The sequence below is a fragment of the Pseudomonas sp. NPDC090752 genome, from assembly GCF_055584805.1.
This window is the reverse complement of record NZ_JBVJLI010000006.1, coordinates 175893-202476: the sequence shown is the minus strand read 5'-3', so window position 1 is coordinate 202476 and position 26584 is coordinate 175893. Positions and strand designations below refer to the sequence as shown.

General features: G+C 59.3%; 21 protein-coding genes and 1 pseudogene. 17 read left to right on the top strand and 5 right to left on the bottom strand.

Features of this window, described 5'->3' with window-relative positions:
- Window positions 1-64: 64 nt before the first annotated feature.
- The 4 genes from ACZ6YA_RS10925 to ACZ6YA_RS10910 all read left to right on the top strand — a co-directional run bounded on the left by ACZ6YA_RS10925 (window position 65) and on the right by ACZ6YA_RS10910 (window position 2026).
- Window positions 65-994 carry a malate dehydrogenase gene (locus tag ACZ6YA_RS10925; protein WP_465897118.1) on the top strand — a complete coding sequence of 310 codons (930 nt, stop codon included), beginning with the start codon at window positions 65-67 and terminating at the stop codon, window positions 992-994.
- 89 nt (window positions 995-1083) lie between these two features.
- Window positions 1084-1242 carry a hypothetical protein gene (locus tag ACZ6YA_RS10920; RefSeq protein ID WP_465897117.1) on the top strand — a complete coding sequence of 53 codons (159 nt, stop codon included), beginning with the start codon at window positions 1084-1086 and terminating at the stop codon, window positions 1240-1242.
- A gap of 17 nt (window positions 1243-1259) precedes the next feature.
- Window positions 1260-1697, top strand: coding sequence for an HhH-GDP family DNA glycosylase (locus ACZ6YA_RS10915; protein ID WP_465897211.1), 438 nt, complete (start codon window positions 1260-1262; stop codon window positions 1695-1697).
- Between the two features lie 80 nt (window positions 1698-1777).
- Window positions 1778-2026 (top strand): hypothetical protein, encoded by a 249-nt coding sequence (locus tag ACZ6YA_RS10910; RefSeq protein ID WP_465897116.1) that lies wholly within the window; start codon window positions 1778-1780, stop codon window positions 2024-2026.
- A 734-nt stretch (window positions 2027-2760) separates the two neighbouring features.
- Here the strand turns inward: ACZ6YA_RS10910 and ACZ6YA_RS10905 are convergent.
- Complete coding sequence (locus ACZ6YA_RS10905) at window positions 2761-3453, bottom strand: DUF421 domain-containing protein (RefSeq protein WP_465897115.1); 693 nt, start codon at window positions 3451-3453, stop codon at window positions 2761-2763.
- A 326-nt stretch (window positions 3454-3779) separates the two neighbouring features.
- On the opposite strand from ACZ6YA_RS10905, the gene ACZ6YA_RS10900 reads away from it, so the two are divergent.
- A complete protein-coding gene (locus ACZ6YA_RS10900; protein ID WP_465897114.1) occupies window positions 3780-5870 on the top strand; it encodes a hybrid sensor histidine kinase/response regulator in 2091 nt (696 codons plus the stop codon).
- Between the two features lie 34 nt (window positions 5871-5904).
- Here ACZ6YA_RS10900 and ACZ6YA_RS10895 read toward each other — a convergent pair whose 3' ends face one another.
- The gene (locus ACZ6YA_RS10895) at window positions 5905-7422 is read right to left on the bottom strand and encodes a UbiD family decarboxylase (RefSeq protein WP_465897113.1); all 1518 of its coding nucleotides are present in this window, start codon (window positions 7420-7422) and stop codon (window positions 5905-5907) included.
- Between the two features lie 211 nt (window positions 7423-7633).
- Here ACZ6YA_RS10895 and ACZ6YA_RS10890 point away from each other — a divergent pair, with 211 nt between their 5' ends.
- The 3 genes from ACZ6YA_RS10890 (at window position 7634) to ACZ6YA_RS10880 (ending at window position 9066) form a co-directional block, all read left to right on the top strand.
- On the top strand, window positions 7634-8032 hold the full coding sequence (locus ACZ6YA_RS10890) for a MarR family winged helix-turn-helix transcriptional regulator (protein ID WP_465897112.1): 399 nt from the start codon (window positions 7634-7636) through the stop codon (window positions 8030-8032).
- Window positions 8033-8129: 97 nt separating this feature from the next.
- Window positions 8130-8459 (top strand): hypothetical protein, encoded by a 330-nt coding sequence (locus tag ACZ6YA_RS10885; RefSeq protein WP_465897111.1) that lies wholly within the window; start codon window positions 8130-8132, stop codon window positions 8457-8459.
- A gap of 352 nt (window positions 8460-8811) precedes the next feature.
- Complete coding sequence (locus ACZ6YA_RS10880) at window positions 8812-9066, top strand: hypothetical protein (RefSeq protein ID WP_465897110.1); 255 nt, start codon at window positions 8812-8814, stop codon at window positions 9064-9066.
- Between the two features lie 86 nt (window positions 9067-9152).
- Here the strand turns inward: ACZ6YA_RS10880 and ACZ6YA_RS10875 are convergent.
- A pseudogene (locus ACZ6YA_RS10875) lies at window positions 9153-10250 on the bottom strand (site-specific integrase).
- A gap of 578 nt (window positions 10251-10828) precedes the next feature.
- Here ACZ6YA_RS10875 and ACZ6YA_RS10870 point away from each other — a divergent pair.
- The 4 genes from ACZ6YA_RS10870 (at window position 10829) to ACZ6YA_RS10855 (ending at window position 15278) form a co-directional block, all read left to right on the top strand.
- Window positions 10829-12358, top strand: coding sequence for an arylsulfatase (locus ACZ6YA_RS10870; RefSeq protein ID WP_465897109.1), 1530 nt, complete (start codon window positions 10829-10831; stop codon window positions 12356-12358).
- A gap of 196 nt (window positions 12359-12554) precedes the next feature.
- Entirely contained in the window at window positions 12555-13073 is a 519-nt protein-coding gene (locus ACZ6YA_RS10865) for a 2,4'-dihydroxyacetophenone dioxygenase family protein (RefSeq protein WP_465897108.1), read from the top strand.
- A 57-nt stretch (window positions 13074-13130) separates the two neighbouring features.
- Window positions 13131-14153, top strand: coding sequence for an NAD-dependent epimerase/dehydratase family protein (locus tag ACZ6YA_RS10860; protein WP_465897107.1), 1023 nt, complete (start codon window positions 13131-13133; stop codon window positions 14151-14153).
- Between the two features lie 45 nt (window positions 14154-14198).
- Window positions 14199-15278, top strand: coding sequence for a zinc-binding dehydrogenase (locus ACZ6YA_RS10855; RefSeq protein WP_465897105.1), 1080 nt, complete (start codon window positions 14199-14201; stop codon window positions 15276-15278).
- On the opposite strand, the gene ACZ6YA_RS10850 is transcribed toward ACZ6YA_RS10855, so the two are convergent.
- The gene (locus ACZ6YA_RS10850) at window positions 15269-16300 is read right to left on the bottom strand and encodes an AraC family transcriptional regulator (protein WP_465897104.1); all 1032 of its coding nucleotides are present in this window, start codon (window positions 16298-16300) and stop codon (window positions 15269-15271) included. The genes ACZ6YA_RS10855 and ACZ6YA_RS10850 overlap by 10 nt on opposite strands.
- Window positions 16301-16522: 222 nt before the next feature.
- Here ACZ6YA_RS10850 and ACZ6YA_RS10845 point away from each other — a divergent pair, with 222 nt between their 5' ends.
- From ACZ6YA_RS10845 to ACZ6YA_RS10825, 5 genes are all read left to right on the top strand, one after another.
- Window positions 16523-18397: a DUF1302 domain-containing protein gene (locus ACZ6YA_RS10845; protein ID WP_465897103.1), complete on the top strand. Its 1875-nt coding sequence runs from the start codon at window positions 16523-16525 to the stop codon at window positions 18395-18397.
- A 25-nt stretch (window positions 18398-18422) separates the two neighbouring features.
- The gene (locus ACZ6YA_RS10840; protein WP_465897102.1) at window positions 18423-19769 is read left to right on the top strand and encodes a DUF1329 domain-containing protein; all 1347 of its coding nucleotides are present in this window, start codon (window positions 18423-18425) and stop codon (window positions 19767-19769) included.
- Between the two features lie 62 nt (window positions 19770-19831).
- Window positions 19832-20770, top strand: coding sequence for a WD40/YVTN/BNR-like repeat-containing protein (locus tag ACZ6YA_RS10835; RefSeq protein ID WP_465897101.1), 939 nt, complete (start codon window positions 19832-19834; stop codon window positions 20768-20770).
- A gap of 3 nt (window positions 20771-20773) precedes the next feature.
- On the top strand, window positions 20774-23167 hold the full coding sequence (locus tag ACZ6YA_RS10830; RefSeq protein ID WP_465897100.1) for an efflux RND transporter permease subunit: 2394 nt from the start codon (window positions 20774-20776) through the stop codon (window positions 23165-23167).
- 226 nt (window positions 23168-23393) lie between these two features.
- Window positions 23394-25025: an alkaline phosphatase D family protein gene (locus ACZ6YA_RS10825; protein WP_465897099.1), complete on the top strand. Its 1632-nt coding sequence runs from the start codon at window positions 23394-23396 to the stop codon at window positions 25023-25025.
- 39 nt (window positions 25026-25064) lie between these two features.
- Here ACZ6YA_RS10825 and ACZ6YA_RS10820 read toward each other — a convergent pair whose 3' ends face one another.
- Window positions 25065-26573 carry a TolC family protein gene (locus tag ACZ6YA_RS10820; protein WP_465897098.1) on the bottom strand — a complete coding sequence of 503 codons (1509 nt, stop codon included), beginning with the start codon at window positions 26571-26573 and terminating at the stop codon, window positions 25065-25067.
- Window positions 26574-26584: the final 11 nt, after the last annotated feature.

Sequence of the window (26584 nt, the reverse complement as noted above, 5' to 3'; positions counted from 1 at the left end):
CAGGACTGCGAGCTTCTCTGAACAGCCGCTTGCGTCAGAAGACGTGAGCTGCGGGAGGTGTTAAGTGAACAAACTTTCAATCGTAGGTGCTGGGATAGTTGGCGAGGCGGCGGCTCAGATCATCGCTCGGGAAGAGTATTGCCGTGAATTGATGCTGATCGATGTGCAAGGTGGCCTGGCCCAAGGTAAGGCGCTGGACGTTTGGCAGGCGGCAGTCGAGTCGGGTTCTGATACCCGGGTCTTAGGCGGGTCCAAGGCCGAACTGTTGCAGGATTCGGACCTGGTGGTGATCACGGCGGGCGTTCCCCGTAAGCCAGGCCAGTCGCGTCAGGATGTATTGAGTATCAATATGCCTATTCTCGACGGCATCATGCAGGACATTAAACGTTATGCGCCGTCAGCAACGGTCCTGGTGGTATCGAACCCAGTCGACGTGCTGACGTACAGGGCTTGGAAGCTCAGTGGGCTGGGACGCAATAAGGTGTTTGGACAGGCGGGTGTATTGGATACCGCACGCATGAAGTGTTTCATTGCTGAAGAAACAGGGTTTTCTGCTCGGGATATCACGGCGCTGGTGCTGGGTGGGCATGGCGACAGCATGGTCCCGTTAATGCGTTACTGCGCGGTCGGTTCGGTGCCGTTGACACAATTTTTGTCCAGTCAGCAAATAGATCGCATTGTAGAGCGCACACGCCAGGGCGGCGGTGAAATTCTAGGCTTGAAGAAAGTAGGCAGCGCTTGCGATGCACCAGGCGTGGCCATTGCCCAGATGGTGGACGCCATTGCCAACGGGCGAAACCGTATTTTACCGACGGTCGCGATTCTTGAGGGTGAGTATGGGCGTAAAGGTATTGCGATGGGTGTTCCTTGTGTGTTGGCAAGCGGTGGGATTGAGCGGGTGATCGAGATGACGTTGGATGCCCAGGAGCAGGCGATGTTTGATCGGTCGGCTGATCAGGTAGCCCTCGATATTGCAGAAATGGATGCGCTGTGAAATAGGGGGCGGCCAGCGGCCCTGATGACACGCAAATGAACATTTCAGTTGCGATAACCCTCCAAGCGTCATTACCTGGAGGATTTCGTATGCAGCAGAAAACCGAAGGACTTGAAGAGCAAGGCCCCAGCGGCGTGCCCTACATCAACGATCCTGAGAAGCCCACCTCACCGCCCTTGAATGATGCCGACGCCACGGATGCCGCCGAGGCGGAGGAGGATCTCCAGGACGACGTAGAGTCGATATAGGCCGCAGGAGCAGCGCTATCAAAGATCCAGTCACAGCTGCCGATCTCGGAATCGAGTTCAGAGATCCGGAAGGCCAGGGTTTATTCAGGTGGCTGCTCGCGAGCTTTTTGATCGGGAAGAGAATTCGATCTTCTGTCGCCGTTGAGGCCTATCGGAACCTGGTTGATCAGCAGGGCCTGGATACGCCCGAGAAGTTGGCCCGTTGCCCGCATCGCGATTTAGTCAGGTTCCTTGGTCAAGCGGGATATGCCCGGTACGATGAGTCTACGGCGAGACGGCTACAGGCACTGGGCGTTCGGTTTTTTGACGAACTGGATGTTCAGTTGAACACGTTGAGGAGGAGCGGGAGGGACGTATTACCCTTCCAATCTTGGCTCTTGAGTTTCGAAGGTATCGGCCCGAAAACCCTGCAGATTTTTATGCGTGAGGCATCAGCAGTGCTCGAAGATCGGTGATAGGCGTCCACTGACGCTGCTCTGCTGAACCTCTGAGAGATTCGACGACTCAACCGGGCATCGACGTGTGAGGCATCCATATGCGAACGATTGAGAAAGACCTCTCTGCAGCTCAACTGCGAAAGCTTGATTGCTTGGCCGCGTGGTTCCGGGTGCTGGAGGACAGAGCATTGCGTATGGATTCGCCAGACGACTATCACGAAGAACTGCTTCGTCAGGCCGATGAGATGGATCGTCAAGGAATCATCTCTTGGCAGGAATGGCGTGATCTACGTCTGGAGGCTGATTCTTTTTATCTCAGAGCAATAGCAGGGGACGATTATCGGTGACCACGCTACCGTTCATTACTCTGCTGCCACAGAAGTATTTACCACAAGGAATTACGCCACCCTTATCCCATCGAGATTGAGCAGCGCAGCGTTAGCTTGCCTCACGAGGTGAGCCCATTCCTTAGGGCTGATGGTCCCGGAAAACGCCAGGTCTTCAGCGCTACGGCACGCACTCTCGTATTCCTCCTCATCGATCGCATCGGTACTCAAAAAGCGGTGACGCCAAGCCAATATTGCGGCAGCGCCAATGTTGCAGCATTCCACGTTTTACTACTCCACAAATTCGGTCAATGAAGGTTGGGTGCAAAAGCGGCGGGAGATTACACCATCCAACGCGGGTGAAAATTGGAAAGCGATAATCGGTGATAGCTATCAAAATGACATTGCCCCGTGGTTGCTGAAACACCTTGTTAGCATTGTTCACGCCTCTATGCGGCTATTGCGTCCATCGATCCGCTGCTTGATGAGCCCAAGCGGCATAAGCTGCCATGAGAGGCTGAGGCAGGTGAGGCAAGTCGGGCTTTGATCCCTTCTTCAGCCATTCGCTCAGCCAAGCGATGACCAAGGGGCGAGTGACGGGACTGGGTCCGACCTGCTTTTCCAGCTCGGCAGCAATCTGACCCAGGAAAGCGATCTCATCGTCCAGTAGAGCTATCTGATCAGTCATCGTGTTCTCCGCTTAATACCGCGTCTCCCGGAGAACAGGCTAGCCTGTTCGGTTTGCCGCGAGACAGCTAACGGTTTCTGAGTGTGTCCAGCGCTGGAGACCAAACGCCATGGCCACAGCGCTCGCATACGATCAAGTCGTGTGCCTCATGGTAGGTCGAAAAACCACACCCCACGCAGCAATACAAACCAGCATGGGGAGCAGAGGCGTATTCCAGGCGATGCTCGAACGGAAGCACTGATAGGCCCGCCTTCGTGTCTTCTGGCGCATAAAAATACAAGCTGAGTTCGCCATCTGTTTCCAGCAAGCCCAACCGCACCTGCCCCAAGTGCTCCACCCCTCTTTGGCGTAGCTCCATAAAGAGTTCATTCGAGGAAATGTTCATATTACGCAGCGAATGAATCTCGTACATGCCGTCCTTGACCACCGTGATCGGCACCCCATCAATCCAGGCCTCACACGTCCTGCTCTGCGTCATCAGGTAGACAGTACCTCGATACAGCAGCAGGAGTGTCAGGAATACCAGCGCCACCGGCAGGAGCGGGACATCCTCGTAGAAAGTTACATCCCCGGCAGCAGAGCCGAGGGTCAGGATCACCACTAGCTCGAAGCGGGAGAGCTGTTTGATGCCGCGACGACCACTGAACTTGAGAAAAAAGAAAACTGCTGCGAAAGCCGCTAGCACCCGAAGGGCGACTTCCAGGAGAAATGTCAGGGGCAGTTCGCCCAACAGCATGCGTTGTAGATCGAAGGACTCCATTGTTTCCCTTCCCGGAGACGATGAGGGGGGGCGGGCGGATCATACCCAGTGGTACTCACCGGCCCATATACGGTTAGGACAGCGGCCATCTACGATGGTATCCCTGGTGATCTGGCATTCTCGAAGGTTGAGTTAATACTTAGATCCCAACCGTCTCAACTAGGGTCGCGTGGTAGGAAACCGTTGCGCTTGGGTCGAACTCTCTGTACACGTTCATTCTCAACCTCGTCCGTGAATCGCGGGACGATGTAACCCATCGTCTTACGGCGCAAGCGAAACCCTCCGCCTTCAACGCTATTTTTTGTAGGCAGCGACAGAGGTGATTTATGAACAATGATGGGACACCGCAATCTTGCCCACCACAGTCGGAAGATTTTCGGTCTGCAAGAGAGGGGGCAACGGACGCGTCTTCGGAAAAACTTCGCCTGGTTCTGGAAGCCGCAGCGGTGGTGGGCACCTGGGTTTGGGATATCCCGAGTGACCGAGTGACGGCAGATGAGCGCTTTTCCAGGTCTTTTGGGATTCCGGCTCAGAAATGCGAAGCGGGTATTCCGATAGCCGAAGCGTTCACATCAATTTATCCAGAAGATCGTGAGCGCGTTTTACGGGATATCGAAGAAGCGATGGCACGAGGCGGCACGTTTCGCTGCGAGTATAGGGTGCGCAACGATGACGGTCGCTATCACTGGATCGAGGCCAATGGGCACGCCGAACTTGATGCTCAAGGGCAGGCGATACGTTTTCCCGGCGTGCTCATGGACATCGAAGCTCGAAGGGCTGCCGAGGCCGAGCGAGACCGCGTCTCGGCGTTGTTGCGCACCTTCACAGCTGCGGTGCCCGGTGTTGTCTATGCGAAAGACCTGGAGGGGAGAGTCCTCATTGCAAACCATGGGGCGACACAACTGATCGGCAAACCCCCAGAGTTTTATCTGGGTAAAACTGATCTGGAGTTCCTGGAAGATAAGGCCCAGGCACGCCAGGTGATGCAGACCGATCAGGAGGTCATGCGTGGCGGCAAGGCTGTTCAGATCGAAGAGCGGATCGACATGCCCGACAACTCTGCGACCACCTGGCTCTCGGTTAAAGCACCTTTACTCGATGAGGCTGGAGAGGTCATAGGGCTCATTGGTTCTTCTATTGATGTCTCCGCTCGAAAAGAGGCCGAGGCCGCGCTCTTGAACCTGAATCGGACCCTGGAGGAGCGTGTCAGCGAAGCCGTTGCCCAGCGCGAGGCCGCACAGGATGCGCTGCGCCAAGCGCAAAAAATGGAAGCGATAGGGCAGCTCACCGGAGGCATCGCACATGACTTCAACAATCTGCTGGCAGGTATCACCGGCAGCCTGGATTTGGCCAGACTGCGGGGAAAGGAAGGGCGGTCGGCGGATGTAGAGCGCTACCTTGAAGTTGCACACGGGGCAGCCCAAAAGGCGGCTGCCCTCACGCATCGATTGTTGGCGTTTTCACGCCGTCAACCTTTGCAACCTTCTCGCACAGACATCAATGGGCTGATCGCCGGGCTAACGGATCTCATACGACGTACCGTCGGCCCGTCTATTCAACTTCATGTCGATTTGCGGGCAGAGCCTTTCACCTGCTTGGTCGATCCGGTCCAGGTCGAAAACTCACTGTTGAACCTTTGCATCAACTCGCGGGATGCCATTGGCAAGAAAGCTGGCAAGATCACCATCACGACAACCAACGTAACACTTGAGGAAGGCCCCGATTTGGATTCGGAGCTGAAGTCAGGTTCGTACCTGACAATCTGCGTGACCGACAACGGGGTGGGCATGTCTCCCGAAACGCTGCTTAAAGCTTGCGAACCGTTCTTCACTACCAAGTCTTTGGGTGAAGGCACGGGCTTGGGGTTGTCGATGGTGTATGGCTTTGCCAAACAGTCAGGAGGGCAGGTCAGAATTATTTCTGAGGAAAAGATTGGGACATGCGTTCACCTTTCGCTGCCAACCGCTCTGGGTCAGCCAGAGCCCATTGGCCGAACTGAAATGCCTCATGATTTATCACTTCGATGGTCAGACCGCACTGTATTGGTTGTCGATGACGAGCCCTCAGTGCGTTTGTTTGTCAGTGACGTTCTGAGTGGTTTGGGTTGCACGGTTATCGAGGCAACAGACAGCCAGGCGGGGCTACAATTGCTGGCCTCAGATACACGCATCGATCTGCTGGTAACGGATATAGGTCTGCCGGGTGGTATCGATGGGCAGGAGATGGCGACGCTTGGACGCCAAACCCGTGAAGGTTTGCCCGTCATTTTCATGACCGGTTACGCTAATCCCTCGGTGTTTGACGATGAGGTATTGCGAGATTCATCGGCAGTATTGATCAAGCCCTTTGCGATGGATGACTTGATTGCCAACGTCCATGCGATGCTAGGCGTGCCCCTCCTGCCCAGTCGATCCTAGCGAAGTGAGCGGGTGAAAAGTCCGCATTGACGTGTCAGTCTGGCCATTTTTCCAGAACGCGTTCACGCACGTCCTGGGGATATCCCTGCGCGAACGAGGCATGCACATGACGCTGGCTCTGCAAGGCGTCGAACACCACCTTGGGGCCTTTACCGGCAACGTATTCGTGCTCTTCGTAGCACTGCGGCAGGCGGACCACGCGCTGATCGGCGAATACCGCGCGACGCCCCAGCGGGTGAACCCGGGTCGATAGCACCCAGGCCACCTGGCGCAGGTCGGTGGGATCGAAGTCGTCGTCGACAACATAGACTTTCGGAATGAACACCATGGCATCGGTCTTGAACAGCACTTCGCCGATGCGCTGTGCCAGCGCCTGGCTGTCCACACCCGGCAGCCGCTCACGCCAATCCTCGGGCATGACCACGAGCAGCCAATGCACCGTAGAGTCTTCCGGAATCCAGGTGGTCTTCACCGGTAGCCCGGCTTCGCGCAAGTGAGTCAGCGCATCCGCGGCCAGCCCCATGGCCCAGAGGGTATGGGACTCGTCGGCCGGCCGGCCGGTCACCGACATCGGCCAGATCGGGTCATGCCGGTGGGTGATGGTTTCGACGTGGAAGGTGGGTTGCGCAGATGAGCCTTCGCCCAAGTAGCCACCGTATTCACCATAGGGACCTTCCTGGCAGTCGCGGGCGATGGACACATGCCCTTCGATGACGATTTCGGCAGTGGCGGGTACATCCAGGTCCACGCTGATGGCTTTGACCACTGTAACCGGCGCTCCAGCCAGCGTTCCGACGTAGTCCGCTTCATCGGCCTGAGCTGGAATGGGTATGCCGGAAACACATGAAATCGCGGGGGCCGGCCCCTGCACCAGCGCATAGGGCATCGGCTCGCCACGCTGTACCCACTGGGTCCAGATCTGGCCAATGTGCTGGCTCGGCACGACCAGCCCGACCATGCGCTTGCCGTCCACCTTCATTACCCGGGCAATGGACCAGTTTGTCCACTGGCCATCAGGCGTCTTGACGATGAGCGTGCCCCAGGTGTTGGCGTACCGGCCGCCATCCTTATCGTGGGCGTAGGGAATTGGAAAACGATCCAGGTCGGCATCGTCGCCACGCAAGATGTTTTCATGGCACGGCGCGTCGTCGCTGGCGACTCGAACTGGCGCGATCCCCGGCTGCTGCCGCGCCGCCGAGAGTGCCTCGATGATCTCGGGTCCTGTGGATTGCGCAGCCAGACCCAGTGACAAGGCCACCCGTGCGTAGGGCATGTGCTTGCACGAGGACAACGAGGCCGGCGCACCGAAAAGTCGAAAGCCTGGCCTTACACCGGCCACCCGATGAAAAAGCGGCGCAGGCGACTGGATCTCGTAGCTGCGCCGCGTGATTGCGCTGGGTTCGAAATCGCAATCGACCTCCCGGTGCACGTGCATGATATCGCCCAGATCATCCAAGGCCGCGATATAGCTTCTCAGGTCGTCGTAATACTTCAGGGGATTCTCCTCAGGCTTTGGCGGTACAAGTCCGTGGCATGGTCGCTGACGGGTCATGTTCGCTGTAGGTTTTGTAAGCGAGCGCAGCGACCTCCGTTACACTTCACGCCGATCACTGGATTCGTGGGGTAGTGCCCTTGTCATTTGTTTTAGTTCGAACTGTTCGTAGTCAAACTTAATTTCATTCGTCAACGGAGTCAAGATGTTCACGGACCTACGCGCCGTAATTGTTGCAGCGCCTTTGTGGCCCCACGGGGAATGTTCACTGATGCACCTGGTGCGCCGGGCCGGCCAGCATTCCACTGCCTGCTGGACGCAGTGCGTGGATACGGGCCTGTCTGCTGTGCAGTACGCGATCCTGGTGGTGCTGGCCGAGGAGTGCACCTGCGACCAACAAACCCTGGGGCAGCGGGCCGGCTTCGATAAAGCCACGGGCACCTATGTGATCGACCGCATGAGCAAGAGTGGCTTGTTGACTGTCGAGACCGATGAGGCCAACCGCCGCCGCAAGCTGGTGTCAATGACGCCACGGGGAGAGGACATGCTGGCTTCGATGATCGATCAGGCAAAGCAGGCCGAGCAATTGATCGCTGCTCGCTTGGATGCTCAGGATATTGCTGATCTCAAGCGGCTTCTGAGCAAACTAGGTGGGCTGCAGGGATCATGACGAGGAGGGTTCGATGGCTTGGTCACAAATTCATGATGGTTCTCTAGCGCTCAGCAAGTTCGCCTTGACGTGCTTCTGAGCTTACGAGACCTGCGCTATGTATCCTAAGACACCCGATGGCCGCTATTTCGTCGTAAAGGGGCAGCTGTGGCGATGCAGTAATCCGTTGCTACACGATGAAGAGCGTCAGCGCCTGGTGGTACAGCTCATGGAGGCACGGCGAGCCGTGAAAAGCGCGAAGACCTCTGGTAATGCAGAGCAGCTTAAAGCTGCTCGATTGCAGGTAGCTGCTGCCAAGGTGGCTTTAGGAGAAAGAGGCCCAGTATGGTGGAGTGATGGGAGCCCGGACTATAGCCGCTACAAGGTAACCAACACGCCTTACGCTGATTGGTACCAATCCTTAGTAGAAACGGGAGGAATTAGATGAGCACAGCATCACGCTGAGAAACGCAGTATGGGAGACAGTAAGTGTGAGCGTCGAGCAAAAATTGGAAAATCCCAATAGACTGATTTAAGTGAGATTTTCAGTATCCACTTGATGGAAAGTGGAAAAGTTTTAGGGGTTTCCACTCCCGCATCAAAATACAGCTGATTTTCCAGCTCAATTCCGACAGCGTACGGTCGCGAAAAAAGGGTGTTAGGAATGGGACTGTTACGGAGGCTCTTGGAAAGGCTATTTACACGGTCAGAACGGCCGTAGCCGGTCAATTGATAGAACGAAGAAGACTACTATAAGTACGCCGTTGCAGGAGGGGTTATACGGCTCAGTTTCCTCTCGCATGCAAGCATTGTTCTACTGCGGTATGGTCTTCGGTGTATTTCAGATTATCTCTTCTGAGGATGATGTTTTTGGTTATGCACCAATGGATCCTTTAGTTTTAGGTCGTCGAGTACGTCGAGACAAGCCTGAAATTGCTCTATGGCTGATTGCATATATGATGCGCCGCCAAACCATGCTACCTCCTGCGACCGGACAATTTTTGGAGGGTCTCAACCTAGCACCCGGACCAAATGATAGCCGGTTTAAATGGTAAACCCTTCACTGACCACCCGAACAAACTTATTTGGTGCGGCAGACATGGGGAAATAACCTCGATCTACGACAAGAAAAGTTGTAGGGTTATTTGCCCGTCACCGGTGTAAGGGCATGGTCGTTGTCCGGTTCGTCGGAAATGGACATCAATTGGGAGGCGCGGCTACTTAACAGTGATCCTGCTTGGAAATAGCCCATAACAGTACTAACGTTGCGGTGCTCCGTCATGGCCATTACCTCACCCAGAGATACCCCCTGTCTTCCGGCCTCAGTGACAAACCCCGAGCGAAGGCTGTGCGCGGCCCAATCGCCGTCGAGCTTGGCCAGTTGGGCGCGGCGTTTGACAATGCGCGCAACCTGGTCGCCAGAGAGGCCCGCCGTAGCGACTCGTCCACCTTTGTACAAGCGTCGGAACAGCGGTCCGCTGAGCGCTGGGGCGGTGGCTAACCAGGCATCCAGGGCCTGCGCTGCGGGCCCACGCAAAGGCTTCTCGCGACGGACACACCCTGTGTCGGTCTTTGTTGTTCCCAGTGAATACAGCTAGGTGTCGGCATCCAAACGCCGCAGATCCTCCACTTGCAGAGCAATCACCTCCGAACGTCGTCTGCCGCCACCGTTCCAGGCGAGCAAGAGCAGGGCTCGGTCGCGGATGCCGCGCACGCCGTCGGTGCAGGTGGCGAGCATCGCCTGCAGAGGTTCCAACACCACGGCGGTTTTCTTGCGAACCGATACACCGTGGCGAGCCTGGGCCTTACGGGCCTCACGTAACAGGGTTTTCACGACCTGACTCTCTGCCGGGTTTTCCCACTGCTGCAAGCGGTGCCACTTGGCCAGGACGGCCAGGCGGTGGCTGACTGTGCTGAATGCCAACGGGCCTGGTTTTCCCTTGACGCCGGCGGCGACCAGCGCGGCATCGAGGTTCGCTGGCAGCAGGTGGCTCCAGCCGCCTGCACCGTCGGGTCGGGCAAGGTGGTCGACAATGAACTGCACCGCCACCTCCGGGGGCAGGGCGCCATCACCGAGTGCGCGCCGGTAGCGCAGTTGCAGCCAGGCGGAGCAATAGGCGAGGGCGCTCTGATAACTGCGTACGGTGTTTGCCGCGGTTCCCGCTGCGATGAACGCGTCTGCGGCGGCACGGGTGCTGGCGGCCAGTTCCGCCAGTACCAACGGCGAGGAGGAGGGCATCGGTATCGGCTCTGTCAATGTCTTCTCGTTCAACGCTGCGATAGGTAGGGATAACCTGTGGCTTATCAGACCTAATATATCGCTAAGCAACCCTAGAGGATGCTCATTTTCCATTTTCCTTGAATCGCGCTCCCTTGGAAGCTTCAGCCTCAACGACCGTATGCTCCCATCGCATCAGCCGCTTCTTTTTTCCTATCGAGGGTTGCCCCGATGATCTCGCGCTTCTGGCTCGTCGCCTGCGAAAGCGGATAACCCCAAGCCGAGTTCATTGACCGAGATATTGACCACTCGCACAGGCGTTTCGTCACTGATGTAGTGATCTAGACCCTCCAGCAACAATGTGACGTGCATCCAATCCTCACCTTAGATGAGCCGGTGCATGATTGCCCGCACCCCCTGATCTCGACGATGAGAAGGCTAGACAATCATAGGTGGATTTGCCTAGAGGTTTTGATTTTTATTGGAAGTCCTTAAGAGCTAAAACACTGACGTCAAATGGCAATTCAGTGAATCCAGATGCCCTCGACACTGGTAGCAAGTAACTACCTTTCACCGGCGTTTCACGCCTGGAGCACGCAATGCGTCTGTTCACTTCCCTGCTAGTCGCCATTGGCACCCTGCTTTCATCTATGACCTATGCCGCCAACAAGCCTAATATCCTGGTGATCTTCGGCGACGACATCGGCATCACCAACGTCAGCCGCTACAGTCACGGCATGATGGGATACCACACCCCCAACATCGACCGATTGGGTGAGGAAGGCGCGATGTTCACGGACTACTACGGCGAACAGAGTTGCACGGCCGGGCGCGCGGCCTTCATCACCGGGCAGCACCCGGTGCGCACGGGGCTCACCAAGGTCGGTATTCCCGGTTCGCCGGTCGGCATCCAGAAGCAGGACCCGACCCTGGCGCAGCTACTCAAGCCTCTGGGTTACGCCACTGGCCAATTCGGCAAGAACCATTTGGGCGACCGTGACGAATTCTTGCCAACTCAACACGGTTTCGACGAGTTCTTTGGCAACCTCTATCACCTCAATGCCGAAGAGGGGCCTGAAGATCCAGACTGGACCAAAGATCCAACCATCGACAAGATGATCCATCCACGCGGGGTGATCCACAGTTTCGCCGACGGCAAGGTCCAAGACGTTGGTGCACTGAACAGCAAGCGAATGGAGACCATTGACGAGGAATTCCTGCAAGCTTCCAAAGGCTTCATCGACAAAGCGGTGAAGGCGGACAAGCCGTTCTTTGTCTGGTTCAACTCCAGCCGCATGCACTACTACACCCACATCAGCGACAAGGTGGCAGGCAAATCCGGGCAGGGTTTCTACAACGACGGCATGCTTGAACACGACGGCCACGTCGGGCAATTGCTGAAGCAACTCGATGACCTGGGTATCGCCGACAATACCATCGTGATCTATACCACCGACAACGGCGTGCACTTCAACCAATGGCCGGACGCCGGTATCACGCCTTTCCGCGGCGAGAAGAACACCAACTGGGAAGGCGGATTCCGCGTACCGGCGCTGGTGCGCTGGCCTGGGCATATCAAGGCTGGCGGTATTTCCAACGAGATCATGTCGGCCCAGGACTGGCTGCCGACGCTGATGGCCGCTGCCGGCGTAGGCGACATCAAGGAGCGGCTGCTTAACGGCTATCAGGTAGGAGGCGAACAGTTCAAGGTGCACTTGGATGGCTACAATTTCCTGCCTTATCTCACGGGCGCCCAGAAGAAAGGTCCGCGCTCCGATTACTACTACTTCAGCGACGACGGGAAACTGCTGGGCATGCGTGATGGCGATTGGAAGGTAGTATTTGCCGAGCAGCGTGCGCAACGCTTCGACGTATGGCGCGACCCTTTCGTTGAACTGCGTATACCCAAGGTCTTCAACCTGCGCCGCGATCCATTCGAGCGGGCCGACACCGAGTCGAACAGTTACAACGTGTGGTGGGACAAAAAGGTCGCCGTGGTGGCGCTCCCCGCGATGATCCGCGTGCAGCAGTTCCTGCATACCTTCAAGGACTACCCACCGCGCCAGCGACCAGCGACGTTCACGGTAGACCAGATGGTGGAGAAGTTCATGCAGTACCCGACGCACTGAGCACTCGCTTGACGCGCAGTGCCATTGGCCCGGCAGCCCAGCTGACCGGGCCTTGTGCATCATGGGGCGGGCAGGATCTGACGCCATATGCCAAACGTGCGGCATGAGATGGCAAGTCCTCAATCATGCAAGCGACGCACTATGTGGGTAGGGGCCACTGCCTGACCCTATCAATGCCCGCATGAGGACAACAACAATGCCAATGCCCACTCCGGTGTTCGAACACACTGAATTGCTGACGCTCAATACCAATGAATTGCCGGTCTACAAGGACGCCCTGGCGCCGTACTTTCCCGGTGTCGACGTGCAGCCCTTGTACCTCGACCCGAATCTGGGCATCTGGACCCTGCGGGTGATCTTTCAGCCTGGGGTTCGCCTGCCGTGCCACTACCACACAGGCCCCGTGCACCTGTTTACCCTGTCGGGCAAGTGGCACTACGTCGAGTACCCGGATCAGCCGCAAACCGCAGGCTCCTACTTGTACGAGCCCGGTGGCTCGATCCACACCTTCAGCGTGCCGGCGGACAACACTGGGCCAACCGATACGTTCATGGTGGTCTATGGCGCCAACATCAATTTCGACCAGGACGGCAATTTCGTCAACGTGATGGACGCCACCGACATCATGCAGATCATTGATCGACTGGTGAAGGAGCGCGGCCTGGAGCGTGCCCGCTATATCCGTCCCGGTCATGCCGGTTACACCCTCGGCTGAACCTGCCTCGCGGGCGCCATCGCGCCCGTTTCCATCCCCGTTGCTGGAGAGTGCTCGATGAGCCATCCCACCATGCCGGTCGGTGCGCAGGGACAGACCCCTGACGTGCCTCGGTCAGTTTTCATTACCGGCGCCAACGGCTTCATAGGCCAGGCCTTGGCGCGACGCTATCGTGCGCTGGGCGCCGAGGTGCGAGGCATGGACCTGTGCGCCAACCTGCCCCTCAACGTCGTCGCTGGCGACCTGACGCGGCCTGAGCAGTGGGCCGAGCACGCCCGTGGCTGTGAGCTGTTCATCAATACGGCAGCAGTGGTTTCCCTCGCCGCGTCGTGGAAACTCTACCGCGATGTGTCGGTGCGCGGGGTGCGTAACTGCCTGGACGTGGCTATCGCCAGCGGCTGCAAACGCTTCGTGCAGTTTTCCTCGATCGCCGCGCTAGGTTGGAACTACCCGGAAGCAGCCGACGAGCGCTGCGACGTGGTAATCGGTGACCACTACCGCTACGGCGTGGCCAAGGGTGCCAGCGAGCACCTGGTGCTGGCAGCCCACGCCGCCGGTGAAATCGACTGTACCGTGGTGCGGCCGGGTGATGTCTACGGCCCGGGCTCGCGCGCCTGGCTGAGCGAACCGCTGAAAATGGCCAAGGCCGGTGCCCTTATCTTGCCCAATGGGGGCAAAGGGCGTTGGACGCCAGTCTACATCGACGATTTGCTGGACGGGGTGATGCTTGCCGCCGGTCTGCCACAGGCCAGCGGGCAGATCTTCCATATCAGCGCCACTGAGTCGGTGACTTGCCGCGAGTTTTTCGGCCACCACTGGCGCTGGGCCGGGCGAGGTGGCGCGCCGCGCAGCCTGCCATTGCCAGTCGCCGTGGCGCTGACCCGCATCGTGTGGGGGATCAATCGGGTGCTCAAGCGTCCAGGTGAAGTGGCGCCTGACACCATGTACATGTTCGCTCGCACAGGTGGCATCTCCATCGAAAAGGCGCGCCGGTTGCTCGGTTACGCACCCCGCGTGAGCCTGGCTCAAGGGCTGCAGCGCTCCGAACAATGGCTACGCGATAGCGGCCAGCTCAAATGATTGCAGCGCCGCCGAACGGGGCGCCTGGAACTGCGGAGGATCTTCATGAAAGCTGTCGTCATGCGTGACCAACAACTGCGGGTCGAGACCCTCGCCAACCCTGAACCGGGACAGGGCGAATTGCTGGTCAAAACCCTTGCTTGCGGTATCTGCGGGTCAGATCTGCACATGTTTCACCATTGCCAGCACGTACTGGCCAACTTCAAGCGCGGTAATATCCCGATTGCCTTCGATGAGCGTCAGGGCGTCGTGTTCGGCCATGAGTATTGTGCAGAGATCCTTGATCACGGCCCCGGCAGTGAAAAGAAATTCAAAGTGGGGACCCGGGTATGTTCATTGCCGTTCGTGATCACGCCGCGGCAGTTCCACCACATTGGGTTCTCCAACCACTACCCGGGTGGCTACGGCGAGCAGATGGTGCTGCCCGAGCAGATGGTGCTGCCGGTGCCCGGCGATCTGCCGGCCGAGATCGCTGCGCTTACCGAGCCGTTGACCGTCGCCGCCCACGCGGTGAACCGCGCAGGGCTGGATGGCCGTGAAGTGCCAGTGGTGATCGGCTGTGGCCCGATCGGCCTGGCGATGATCGCCATCCTCAAGTCGCGGGGCATCGGCCCGGTGGTGGCCGCGGATTTCTCCGCCGGGCGGCGGGCGTTGGCGGAAAAGATGGGTGCCGACTGCGTGGTCAACCCGGCCGAACAGTCGCCTTATCAATCCTGGCTGGAGCTCGCCGCGCCTGAAGGCTACGACATCAACGGGCCCATGGCCCTGCTGGGGCTGGGCCCGCAACCGCGGCCGTGCGTGGTATTCGAATGTGTGGGTGTACCGGGGATGATCCAGCAGGTGATTCAGCACGCACCCCCGCGCTCGCGCCTGGTGGTGGTCGGTGTTTGCATGGAGAGCGACCGCATCGAACCGCTCATCGGTATCGGCAAGGAAATGAACGTGCATTTTTCCTTCGGTTATACCGGCGAAGAGTTCGCCCAGGTGCTTCACGCCCTTGCCGACGGCAGCCTGGACGCTGCACCGATGATCACCGGGCGGGTGGACCTCGATGGTGTCGCCGATGCCTTCGCCGCACTGTCTCAGCCAGACCAGCACGCCAAGATCATGATCCGTTACGCGTGAGTCGGCATCGCCTTCACCAGCCGTAGTTGTGCGCGCCGCTCACGCGGCGGCGTGCCATACCAACGACGGCAAGCACGGTTGAACGAACTCTGCTCGGCATAGCCGAGCAAACCGGCGATCTGCGCCATGGGCATATCTGCCTCAGCAAGGTACAGGTCGGCGAGCTCCCGGCGCACATGTTCCACCATGTCCTCGAACACCAGGCCATGCTCGCCCAAACGCCGCTGCAGCGAACGTTCGCGAAGCCCCAGCTGGTCGGCGATCAGTGGCAGGGCACAGCGCTGGGTTGGCAGCAAGCGACGTATGGCATCGTCGACCTGGCTGCGGATCTGCATCGGCTGCGCCGCACCGAGGTTGCTCACGTAGTCCATCATGGTGTCGTGCAACTGGCGGTTATGCTGGTTGATTGGCTTTTCCAGATGCTCCGGCAGCAGTACCAGTGCGTTGTGCGCCTGGCCGAAATGGATGCGTGCGCCAAACATCCGTTGATAGCGGCTTTGCGGCATGCGCGCCTCGGTGCGGGACAGCACTGCGCAGGGTCGCCAGCCTGGGCCGTGGAGCATCTGCAGGGTCTTTAGCATCACGCCCAGGGACAGTTCGATGATTTGCCGCTGGCGTGGCACTTGGCGCAGGCGCAGTTCATAGATCAAGTGCGGGCGTCCCGGTTCATAGTCAAGGTCCAGGTGCACCATCACGCCAGGGCTGTAGATGTGAAGGAAATGGATGATTTCCTTCAGGCCCTCGCCGACGTTTCGCGCATTCTGAGCCACCACTGCCAGCGGGCCGAGGATCATGATGCTCTGGCGTTCCGCAAGGCGCAGGCCGAAATCCAGGCAGTGCAGATGTTCGGCACACAGCTCCAGCAAATTGATCAGCGAACGGTAGGGGAAAACCGCGGCGCCGCTCTCCAGCGACTTCGGCTCGATGCCTACCTGGCGTAGCAAGTGGTCGGGGTCGCCCCCCAGTTCGCGTACGAGCTGGGGGAAACCAGTCAGGGAAGTGGTCTTGATCAGGGCCGTCATGACAGTTCAGGGTCTTCTTATTAGGGGCGGCAAGGTCAATCCTCGTCGGTTTTGCTCACTCGCGATAGATGTGGCTGACGGTTGGCGGCAAAAGATAAATGGCTGACATCGAACGACAAATGTTTCTGCATGCTTCTGGGCATTCTTTGGCAAACCAACAAGAACGCTCGATTGCCTGGCGCACGACGCCCAGGCAGGCCAAGGGCGGTGCCGGAGACTTGCATGCACAATAACAAGAACGTCAACCATCGTCTGTTTCTCAAACCGCTGGCACTGGCCGTCTGCTTGTCGGCCGGCACTGTCCAGGCCTTGCCTTTCCAGCTGGAGAACGGCTGGGAAGGGGAGTGGAACACCACGTTGTCCGTCGGTTCGCAATGGCGTGCCGAAGGCCAGGACCATGATCTGTACAGTGCGTCCAACGGTGCGCTGCTCGGCAAGTCTGGCGGCACTGGGGGCTCAGTGGATGCTGGCAACCTGAACTACGACAAGGGCGACCGCTTCTCCTCGATTGCCAAGTTCGTCACCGACGTGTCGCTACGCAACGGCGACATGGGGGGATTGGTGCGGGTCAAAGGCTGGTATGACCAGGCACTGAAGGACGAGAGCGTCAACTTCGGCAGCGCCTCCAACGGGTACCGCAAGAAGCCGCTGAATGACGACGGTACTGCCGATCTGCAGAAGTTCAGCGGTGTCTACCTGCTCGATGCCTACCTCTACAACACTTGGTATATCAATGACTCCCCGGTGCAGGTGCGCCTTGGCCGGCAAGTCGTGAACTGGGGCGAGAGCGCGTTCATCCAGGGCATCAACCAGGTCAACCCACTCGACGTGCCGGCCTTGCGTCGCCCCGGTACCGAGCTCAAGGAAGCACTGATACCTGTGTGGATGGCCTACCTCAACATCGGCCTGCCAGCGGGCATGTCCATGGAGGCCTTTTATCAACTCAAATACGAAAGCACCGCCATTGAAGGTTGCGGCCACTATTGGTCGGTGACTGAAAGCGCCATCGGCCAGGACTTCGGCGATTGCCAGCTAGGCACGTTCCTGGGCGGCACCGACCCGTCGTCGCCCACCAAGATTGCCGCTGGCACTTACTTGCCGGAGGTCAAGGGCAAAGATCCTCACGACAGCGGTCAATGGGGCGTGGCATTGCGTATCCCCGTCGATGCCCTGGACGCCGAGGCCGGCCTGTATTACCTGAACTACCACTCGCGCACCCCGTACCTGGGGATGCGCAGCACAGCGTCCGCGGCGCTGTCCGAATTCCCCGGCGCCAATCCACCGGGCGCCATTGGGCGCAATGCCGCCGGGCAGTTCGTTGGCCCAAGCTGGGAGTACCCAGAAAACATTCGTCTGTTCGGCCTGAGCTTTACCACCACGATGGCCGGCTGGTCGATCGGCTCGGAGCTGAGCTACTCGCCCAACCAGCCAGTGCAGATCAACGGTGCCGACCTGCTCAACGGTGCCCTGGCCGGCGTAGGTCCGGCGGCGGACCTGTTGCAACAGGTCAAGCTTGCCAGTGCACCGTTCACCGCCGGTTGGGACCGCTACGAGAAAACCCAGCTGCAGATCAATGGGGTCAATGTATTCCCCAACGTGCTCAAGGCCGACAACCTCACCATCATCGCTGAAGTCGGTGCGCAGTGGAACAACGTGCCCCAGGACGATGACAGCCGCCGTTATGGTCGCGGCTTCATCTACGGCCTGGGGTCGGCGCAGTCGGTGCCGGCCGGCGGCAACACCTGCAGCAATCCCGTGCCCAGCCTGGTCAACGCAAGCCCTGCCGGCTGCAAGAACGACGGCTATGTCACTGACTTCGCCTGGGGTTATCGCCTGCGCGGGCAGCTCGATTACAACAATTTCCTCGGCAGCCGTTTCACCGCCTCGCCCTACGCCTTCATCGGCCAGGACGTCGATGGGGTGTCCATGGACGGCCAGTTCAACGAAGGGCGGATCACGTCGGCCCTGGGTATCACGTTCGATTACAACAAGCAGCACAAGCTCGACTTCAGCTACGTGAGTTTCGACAACAGCGCCGAATACGACCCGCTTCACGACCGCGACTTCTATGCCGCCAGCTACAGCTACAGCTTCTGACTAGAACAACAAGAGGTAGTCTTCGATGAAACCGACTCTGCACACTGCCCATCTGGCCGCAGCGCTGCTGCTTGCGCTCAGCGGCCCGGTACTGGCCCAGACCACGGCTGAACAGGCTGCCCGCCTGGGCAAGGACCTTACGCCGCTGGGAGGTGAAATGGCGGGCAATGCCGATGGCTCGATCCCCGCGTATACCGGTGGGCTGACTCAGCCGCCGGCCGGCTGGAACGCGGCCCAAGGCTACATCGACCCATTCGCCAGCGAGAAACCACTGTTCACCATCACCGCAGCTAACCTCGCCCAGTACAAGGACAAGGTCACGCCCGGCATGCAGGCGCTGCTCGCCAAATACCCAAACTTCAAGATGCCGGTGTACCCGACCCACCGCACCGCCAGCGTGCCTTCGCAGATCGCCGCCAAGGTCAGGCAGGAGGCACCAAACGTCCAGCTGAACGGCTTCGGCGTCAGCAATCTCAACGGCACCACTACACCGTTCCCGGTTCCGTCCAGCGGCCTGGAGGCGATCTGGAATCACAACCTGCGCTACCTGGGCGGTGGTCTGCAACGTACCTACGCTTCTTTCCCGGTGCGCGGCAGCGGCGACTATTACAACCTGCGTATCCAGGAAAATCGGGTGTTCGACATGAATATGGACAAGCAGTCGGACAACCGATTGCTCAACTATTCAGCGCGCTTCATCTCTCCGGCGACCCTGGCCGGCACCGTGCAGTTGGTGCACGAACCCATCGATCAGGTCAGGGAAGTGCGTTCGGCGTGGATCTACAACGTGGGCCAGCGCCGCGTGCGGCGTGCCCCTGACCTGGCCTACGACAATGTCAATGATGGCACCGAAGGCTTGCGTGTAACCGATGACTTCGACGGCTACAACGGCGCTCCGGACCGCTTCGACTGGAAGCTGCTCGGCAAGCAGGAGATGTATGTTCCGTACAACGATTACAAACTAGGCGCCAAGGACACGCCGTACAAAGACATCCTTACCGCCAACACCCCGAACGCTGATTTCATGCGTTACGAGCTGCACCGGGTGTGGGTTGTGGAGGCCTCCCTGCGCAAGGACGCCAAGCACGTGTACGGCAAACGCGTGATGTACCTGGATGAAGACTCCTGGACTGTGCTGGCCAGCGACGCGTACGACACCCGCGGCACCCTGTGGCGGGTCGGTGTGCACCCGCTGGTACAGTTCTACGATGCACAGGTGCCGTGGTACCGCGCCAACATTTGGCATGACCTGAGCAACGGTAGCTACTACCTCGCCGGTCTGGCTAACGAGGAAACCCAGCCCTGGACGTTCGGCACCAAGGGGCGCTTCGTCGACTTCCAGCCCGACGCCCTGCGTCGAATGGGCAAGTAAACCGAACCCCGTCCAGTTGAGTGCGCTGCGCAGCGACCCTGCGCAGCCCGCCGGAGTATCCCATGTCGCGAACCTGTCTGCCGCTGCTGGTAGGCCTGTGCCTGCTCGCCGGTCAAGCCTTGGCCGAACCTGCCTTTCCTGACGCCTCGGTCCGTTCGAACCGAGCGCTGCTGCTCAACATTACCGCCACCGCCAACGGCCTGGTGGCGGTCGGCGAGCGTGGCGTGGTGATGCGCGCCGGCCTGCACGGCGATCACTGGTCCACGGTCCGCACGGCGACCACGCGCACGTTGGTCGGTGTGGCCTTTGCCGACGCCGCTACCGGGGTAGCGGTCGGCCATGGCGGCACCTTGCTGCGCACTACCGACGGTGGTGCCCACTGGGCTACCGTTGAGGCCGAGACCAACGGCGACGCGCTGCTGGGCGTTGCGTCGCTGGGTGATGGTCGGATGGCTGCCTGGGGGGCGTTCGGCTTATACCTGCTGTCCACCGACAACGGGGCCAGCTGGCAACGCTTGCCGGTGCTCGACGCTGATTTCGATCGGCATATCTCGCAGGTCATCGACCTGGCCGACGGTGGCTTGCTGATGGTGGGGGAGAGCGGCACCTTGGCACGCTCCGACGACCGTGGGCAAACCTGGCAAGCCCGACAGATCCCCTATGCCGGCAGCCTCTTCGGCGCCTTGCAGTTGCAGGACGGCGGTCTGCTGGTCTACGGCATGCGCGGCAACCTCTGGTATTCCGCCGACGCCGGGCGCACCTGGCACCAACGCGCGACCGGTACCACTTTCGCCTTCAATGGCGCACTGCAACAGCGCACGGGCCGCATCCTGCTGCTGGGCAACAGCGGCCAGCTGATGGCCAGCGATGACAACGGGCTGACCTTCAAGGCGCTGCCGTCCACCCACGCCAGCCTGGCCCGTGCTCTTGAACTCGGCGATGGGCAACTGCTGGCCGTTGGGGACCGTGGCGTGACCCACCTCGACGCCGTGGAGGAGTAACCCATGAGTACCCAGGAACAATTCTTGAAAGATACCGTGCACCTGCAGCGTCAGGACTTCTCCCGGGGCCTGGTCGGAAAGCTGTCGTACTGGATTTTCCACCAGCGGCGGCCGCTACTGGCGCTGTTCATCCTCCTTACCCTGGCGCTGGGCTACAGCGCCACTCGGCTGAAAGTGGAGGCGGGTTTCTTCAAGATGATCCCGCTCCACCACGGATACATGCAGACCTTCCTCAATTACCAGAAGGACTTTGGCGGCGCCAACAAGGTGCTAGTGGCGGTGAAGAATCACCAGGGCGAGGTATTCACGCCCGAGGCCATGGCAGTACTGCGCAAGGTGTCTGACGAGGTGTTCTTCATCAACGGCGTGGAGCGCAGCTCGGTAAACTCGCTGTTCACCTCCAACGTGCGATACACCGAGGTGGTCGAGGACGGTTTCACCGGGGGAAACCTGGTCGACTCCAGCTATTCGGGTACTGCCGAGCAGATTGCCCAAGTGCGAGAGCGCACGCTGAAGTCCGATTGGGTCGGGCGCATCGTTTCCAGCGACCTGCACTCTGCCATGGTGGTCGCCAACCTGCAGGAAACCGATCCGGTTACGGGCCAGCGCCTGGATCTGCAGGAGGTGGCGAAAAAGCTCGAACAGATCCGTCAGGCTAACCAACGCCCTGATATCAGCATCCATATCATCGGTTTCGCCAAGTCCATCGGCGACATCGCCGAGGGTGCATCCGGCGTGTTGGTGTTCTTCATCGTCGCATTGCTAATCACCGCCGTGCTGCTGTACTGGTACTCAGGCTCGCTGATGCTGACTGGCTGGGCGTTGATTTGCGCAGTGGTACCGGTGGTGTGGCTGCTTGGCCTGTTGCCACTGCTGGATCTGACTCTGGACCCGATGTCGATTCTGGTACCGTTCCTGATCTTCTCCATTGGTGTGTCCCATGCGGTGCAGATGACCAATGCCTGGAAGCTTGAGACCCTGCAGGGCGCCGATGGCGTCACGGCCTCACGCAACTGCTTCCAGAAGCTGTTCATCCCTGGCGCCGTTGCTTTGCTGGCCAATGCCTTGGGCTTCATGGTGATCGCCCTGGTGGACATCGAAATGGTCCGTGAGCTGGCCATCACCGCGACCCTGGGCGTGTCGGTGATGATCGTCACCAACAAGATGCTGCTGCCGATCCTGCTCTCGTTCATGCGGCTGTCGGCGGCCGATGCCCAGAGCTTGCGCGGCAAGGAAGGCCTCGGTGCTGCGCTGTGGCAGCGGCTTGGGGTGCTCGCCACCCGCCGCGGCGCAGCTTGGGCGCTGGGTTGCGCGGTGGTGCTGCTGGGATTGGGGCTGCTGCAGGCGCGTCATCTGCACGTCGGGGATATCGGCGCTGGGGTACCGGAATTGCGCGCCGACTCGCGCTACAACCAGGACGTGGCGGTGATCACCCGTGATTTCGCCATCGGCGTCGACCTGCTACAGGTGATCGCCCAGGCGCGGGGTGACGAGGAAACGCCTTGCGTGAAACGCGAGGTGCTCGACCCGATCGCCGAGCTAGAGCTGTTCCTGCGCCAGGACGATGGCGTGTCGTCGGTGCGCAGCCTGGCCGGGTTCGTTGCCAACATCACCCAGGCTTACGCCGAGACCGACCTGAAATGGCGGGTGATTCCCGAGTCCACGGCGCAGATTGCTCAAGGTGTGGGCTTTGCTACACGGGTGGGTACCGAGTACATGAACAGCGCATGCAACGCGATTCCAGTCTCGATCTACACCCGCGACCATCAGGCCGACACCATTTCCGCACTGATGACCAGGATCAAGGCCTTCAAGGCGGCCAACGACAGTGAGCAGGTGACCTTCCAGCTGGCCTCGGGCAACGTCGGGGTAATGGCGGCGACCAATGAGGTAGTGCATGCCGGTGATCGGCTGGTCAACAGCGCGCTGTTCGCCTCGGTGGCGCTACTGTGCCTGTGGATGTTCCGCAGCCTGCGTATCACCCTGTGCGTGATCCTGCCGCTGGCGCTGGTTACGGTGTTGTGCAATGCACTGATGGCGCTGCTGGGCATCGGCGTCAAGGTCAATACCCTGCCGGTGGTGGCACTGGGGGTTGGGGTAGGGGTGGACTACGGCATCTATCTGTTCGAGCGGATCAAGCACGAGATGCACGAACGCGGTTTGGAACTGCGCGAGGCCTTCGTCGAGGCGCTCAAGCAACGTGGCACAGCGTCGGTGTTCACCGCTGTGACCATGACCTTGTCGATTGCCACGTGGGCATTTTCCTCGCTCAAGTTCCAGGCCGACATGGGGATCCTGCTGGCCTTCATGTTTCTGGTCAACCTGCTCGGCGCGATTCTCCTGCTGCCGGCGCTGGCGGCCTGGCTGCTGCGCCCGTCGGCACTGCAAAAGCATTAAAGGTGCAGGCGAAGCGAGCACTCTATCGGGTCATCGACCTGTCGGCGGTCTAGCCGAGCACCTGGCCCGCTGCTTGGGCCAGGTTTTTTTTGCCTTGCAAGTCGACCGTGGCCATCTAGCCTTCCTGACTGGGCCAGCGCGATTAGCCGAGAGTGGCTTCGCCCACCGCTTTCCATGGGCATGAGCGCTCGCGCAGCGAGCAGCGCAATCTGAAGGGGAAGGAGCTATGAGGCAGAAACAGCGTGACGGCTTGACACGCCGGCACTTTATCCAAAGCTGCGCTGCTGCCAGCACCCTCGGATCCTTCGGTCTTCACCGGCTCAGTTGGGCCGCCGGCAGCGATGATTGGGATTCAGGGCAGTTGCAACACTTGATCCCCACCGCGAGCCACGAGCGCTTCCTAATCAAGGCTTCCTTCAAACAGCCGCTGCAGTTCCAACCACGACTGATGGTCGATGGCCGTCCCGTAGACGGTGTGCAAACCGATTTGGCTGGACGCTTCTGGCGCTTTGATGTGTCACCGCTCCAGCCAGACACCCGATATGAGTTGCAAATCTTCGACCCTTCCGGTCTGGCTCTCTGCGCGCCTTGGCCGCTGAAGACATTCCCGAACCCTGACGCAGGGTCTGAGCATCTGCGCATTCTCTCCTACACCTGTGGTGGCGGCTACGATGGTGCGCTGCTCGATGGCAAGACGACATTTCTCGATATGGCAGTACGCCGGCGTTTACTGGCGCGAGGCATGTCGCACGCACCGGATATCGTCATCGCTAACGGCGACCACATTTATTGGGACCTGACTACCACGTTCGTCAAGGTCGCGCCCGATTATGTAAAAAAGGAGATGTGGGGCAAGTTTGGCGAGTTGGACATCAGTGTTCCGATGATGCATCCCAGGAATGCGCCAGTATTCACGAGTATCTGCGACTACCAGATTGCCGGCCTTTACGGGACCACTTTACGCTCGACACCCGCTTTTTTTCCCACTGACGATCACGATTTATTCGAAAACGACGATTACGACTCGATCAACGTGACGCTGCCAACGGATACCTACGGCTTGCTCGGCGCTGAGCAGACACAGCACCTCTACTACCCTGAGTACCTGCCAGACCGCAATCGGCCGTTGTGGTTGCCGGGGGGCGATAGAGCGGGTTTGCCGAAAGATTGCAACATGACCTTCGGTACGCTGCGTTATGGATCACTGCTTGAGGCGGTGATGTACGATTGCCGTCGTTATGTAAATTACAAAGGGGATTATGCCCAGGTTATCCCACAATGGGTCGAAGACTGGCTGATCAAGCGTACGGTCACTGAAGACACCTCGCATTTCTTGCACGTACCGTCGCTACCCTTTGCCTACTCTTCGGGTAAGCTGGGCGACTGGTATCCGGATTTGCTCGATGCAAAGGCCGGAAACCTTGTGCTGTACAAGGAAAAACCTGGTTGGCAACGCGGCTGGTTCGCCCAGCATCAGCGTTTGATCAGTGCCATCGCCGCTCAGAAAAAGCGTACTCCCGCCATCATTCAGGGGGATTTTCATGCCTCAGCTGCCGGGCGCGTCCATCGTAGTGGCGAGCTGAGTTTGCCGCGTCCGGTCGACGTTATCCTTACCGGTACGCTCGGTACCGGCGACCTTGTGTTTCCCTCATCATTCCGCGCTATCGAATCCAAGCCCTCTCAACTGATCGGCATGCAGGAGGCTTTGAAAATCACCGAGAAAAACGGCTTTAGCATCATCGATATCACGCCTGAAAAAATGACCTTCAGGATGTTCATGTATCGACCTCCGCAAGATCCATTGGAGATCGACAGCATGCCGCCCGCTTTCGTCTACGAAGTCACGCGCAATACCTGATGAGGGAAATCAACTCATTCTGCTGTCTTTCAGACTCGGTTACTTGACCTCTGCCAGTAGATTTTCCCGTGTCTGCTGCTCAACCGTATTCTGAATCTCTCTTGCCAGGGTCTTCACGTCATGCTGTCTGATCTCTTTGGGCATAACCTGGAAACCGATCGAGTTGTACAGCCGTCCCCAAGCTGCCTGTGCATCGGAGTAGGCGGCTTCTCGTTGGTAGCGCGACAGCAGCAGGCGGCCTTCGGCGCGGATCAGTTCAAGTTCGCTGCCCAGCGCCGCGTTGCGCGACGATTGGGCGTAGCTGAGCAGGCTCTGGTCCACGCGCAGGCTTTCGTCGGCGAACTCCACCTCCTGGCGCGCCAGCTGGTAGCGCAGCAGGCCGACGCGGACCTGGGTGAGGATCGCCATCGACAGCGCGGTGCGGCGCATGTCGTCGGTTTTCTCCTGGCTTTTTTCTGCTGCGGCGATGTCCGGGTACTGCAACAGGCGCAGCAGGTTCATCGAGACATTGATGCCGGTCTGGTTCCAGTCGCTGTTGTACAAGTACTTGTTGGAGTCGTACTCATAGCCGTAGTTGAAGCTCACGTTCGGCCACAACTGGGCCTTGGCGATTTTCAGGTCGTTCATGCTCACGCGTTTGCGGTACCACTCTTCCATGATTTCCGGACGCCGCTCCAGTGACAGGCGCTCCAGTTGCTCGACGTTGCTGGTCAACAGCGGCAGCGGCTGTTCAGTGACGTCGGCCAGCACCATTCGGGTATTGGGCGGCAGCGACATCAACGCGGCCAGTTCGGCGCGGGCGAATTCCAGGTCCTGGCGGCGCACGGTGAGCATGTACACCGAGTCAAGCAGGGCACGCTGGTAGGCGAGGATATCCTGGCGCGGCAGCAGACCTTTGCCTTCGGCCTCACGAGCGGCAGTCAGGGCGCGGTGGGTGCGCATCAGCAGGCCGTCCACTTCGGGCAGCAGGCGCTGGGCACCGAGCGCGCGCCAGTAGGCGTTGCGTACGTCTTGCAGAACATTCTGCGCGACCTTCTCGCGGCGCTCCTCGGCCATCAGCATCTGGTCGTTCTTTTGCTGCGTGCGGAAGTAAGCGACCCCGAAGTCCAGCAGGCTCCACGACAGCCCCAGGCTGTAGAGGGTGCGGTAACGTTCTTCGGAGGTAGACGGGCGCAAGCTGACCTGGCGGTCCTCGATCCCGATCGAGGTGCCGCCGGAATCGTTGTTGCGCCCGGCATAACCGGCCGAGGCCACCAGGCGCGGCAGCATCTCGTGACTGGAGACATCGCGCAGGTCCGAGGCCAGCGCACTCTCCAGCAACTTGAGGCGGTAATCGAGGTTGTACTTCAGGGCCCGCGCCGAAGCTTCGTAGAAGGTGATCGGCCCGTTGACCGGTTCCTGTTCCTTGTACATTCGCGCCTGGTCTTCGACCACCCGCTGGCGCATTTCGTCCTCGGTGAATGGTTTGGGCTGGAACGCCGAGCACGCGCTGAGCAGGACGCTGACAGCGGTGAAGGTGCTGAGGGTCTTAAAGGTCGATACTGACATAGGCAGTCCTT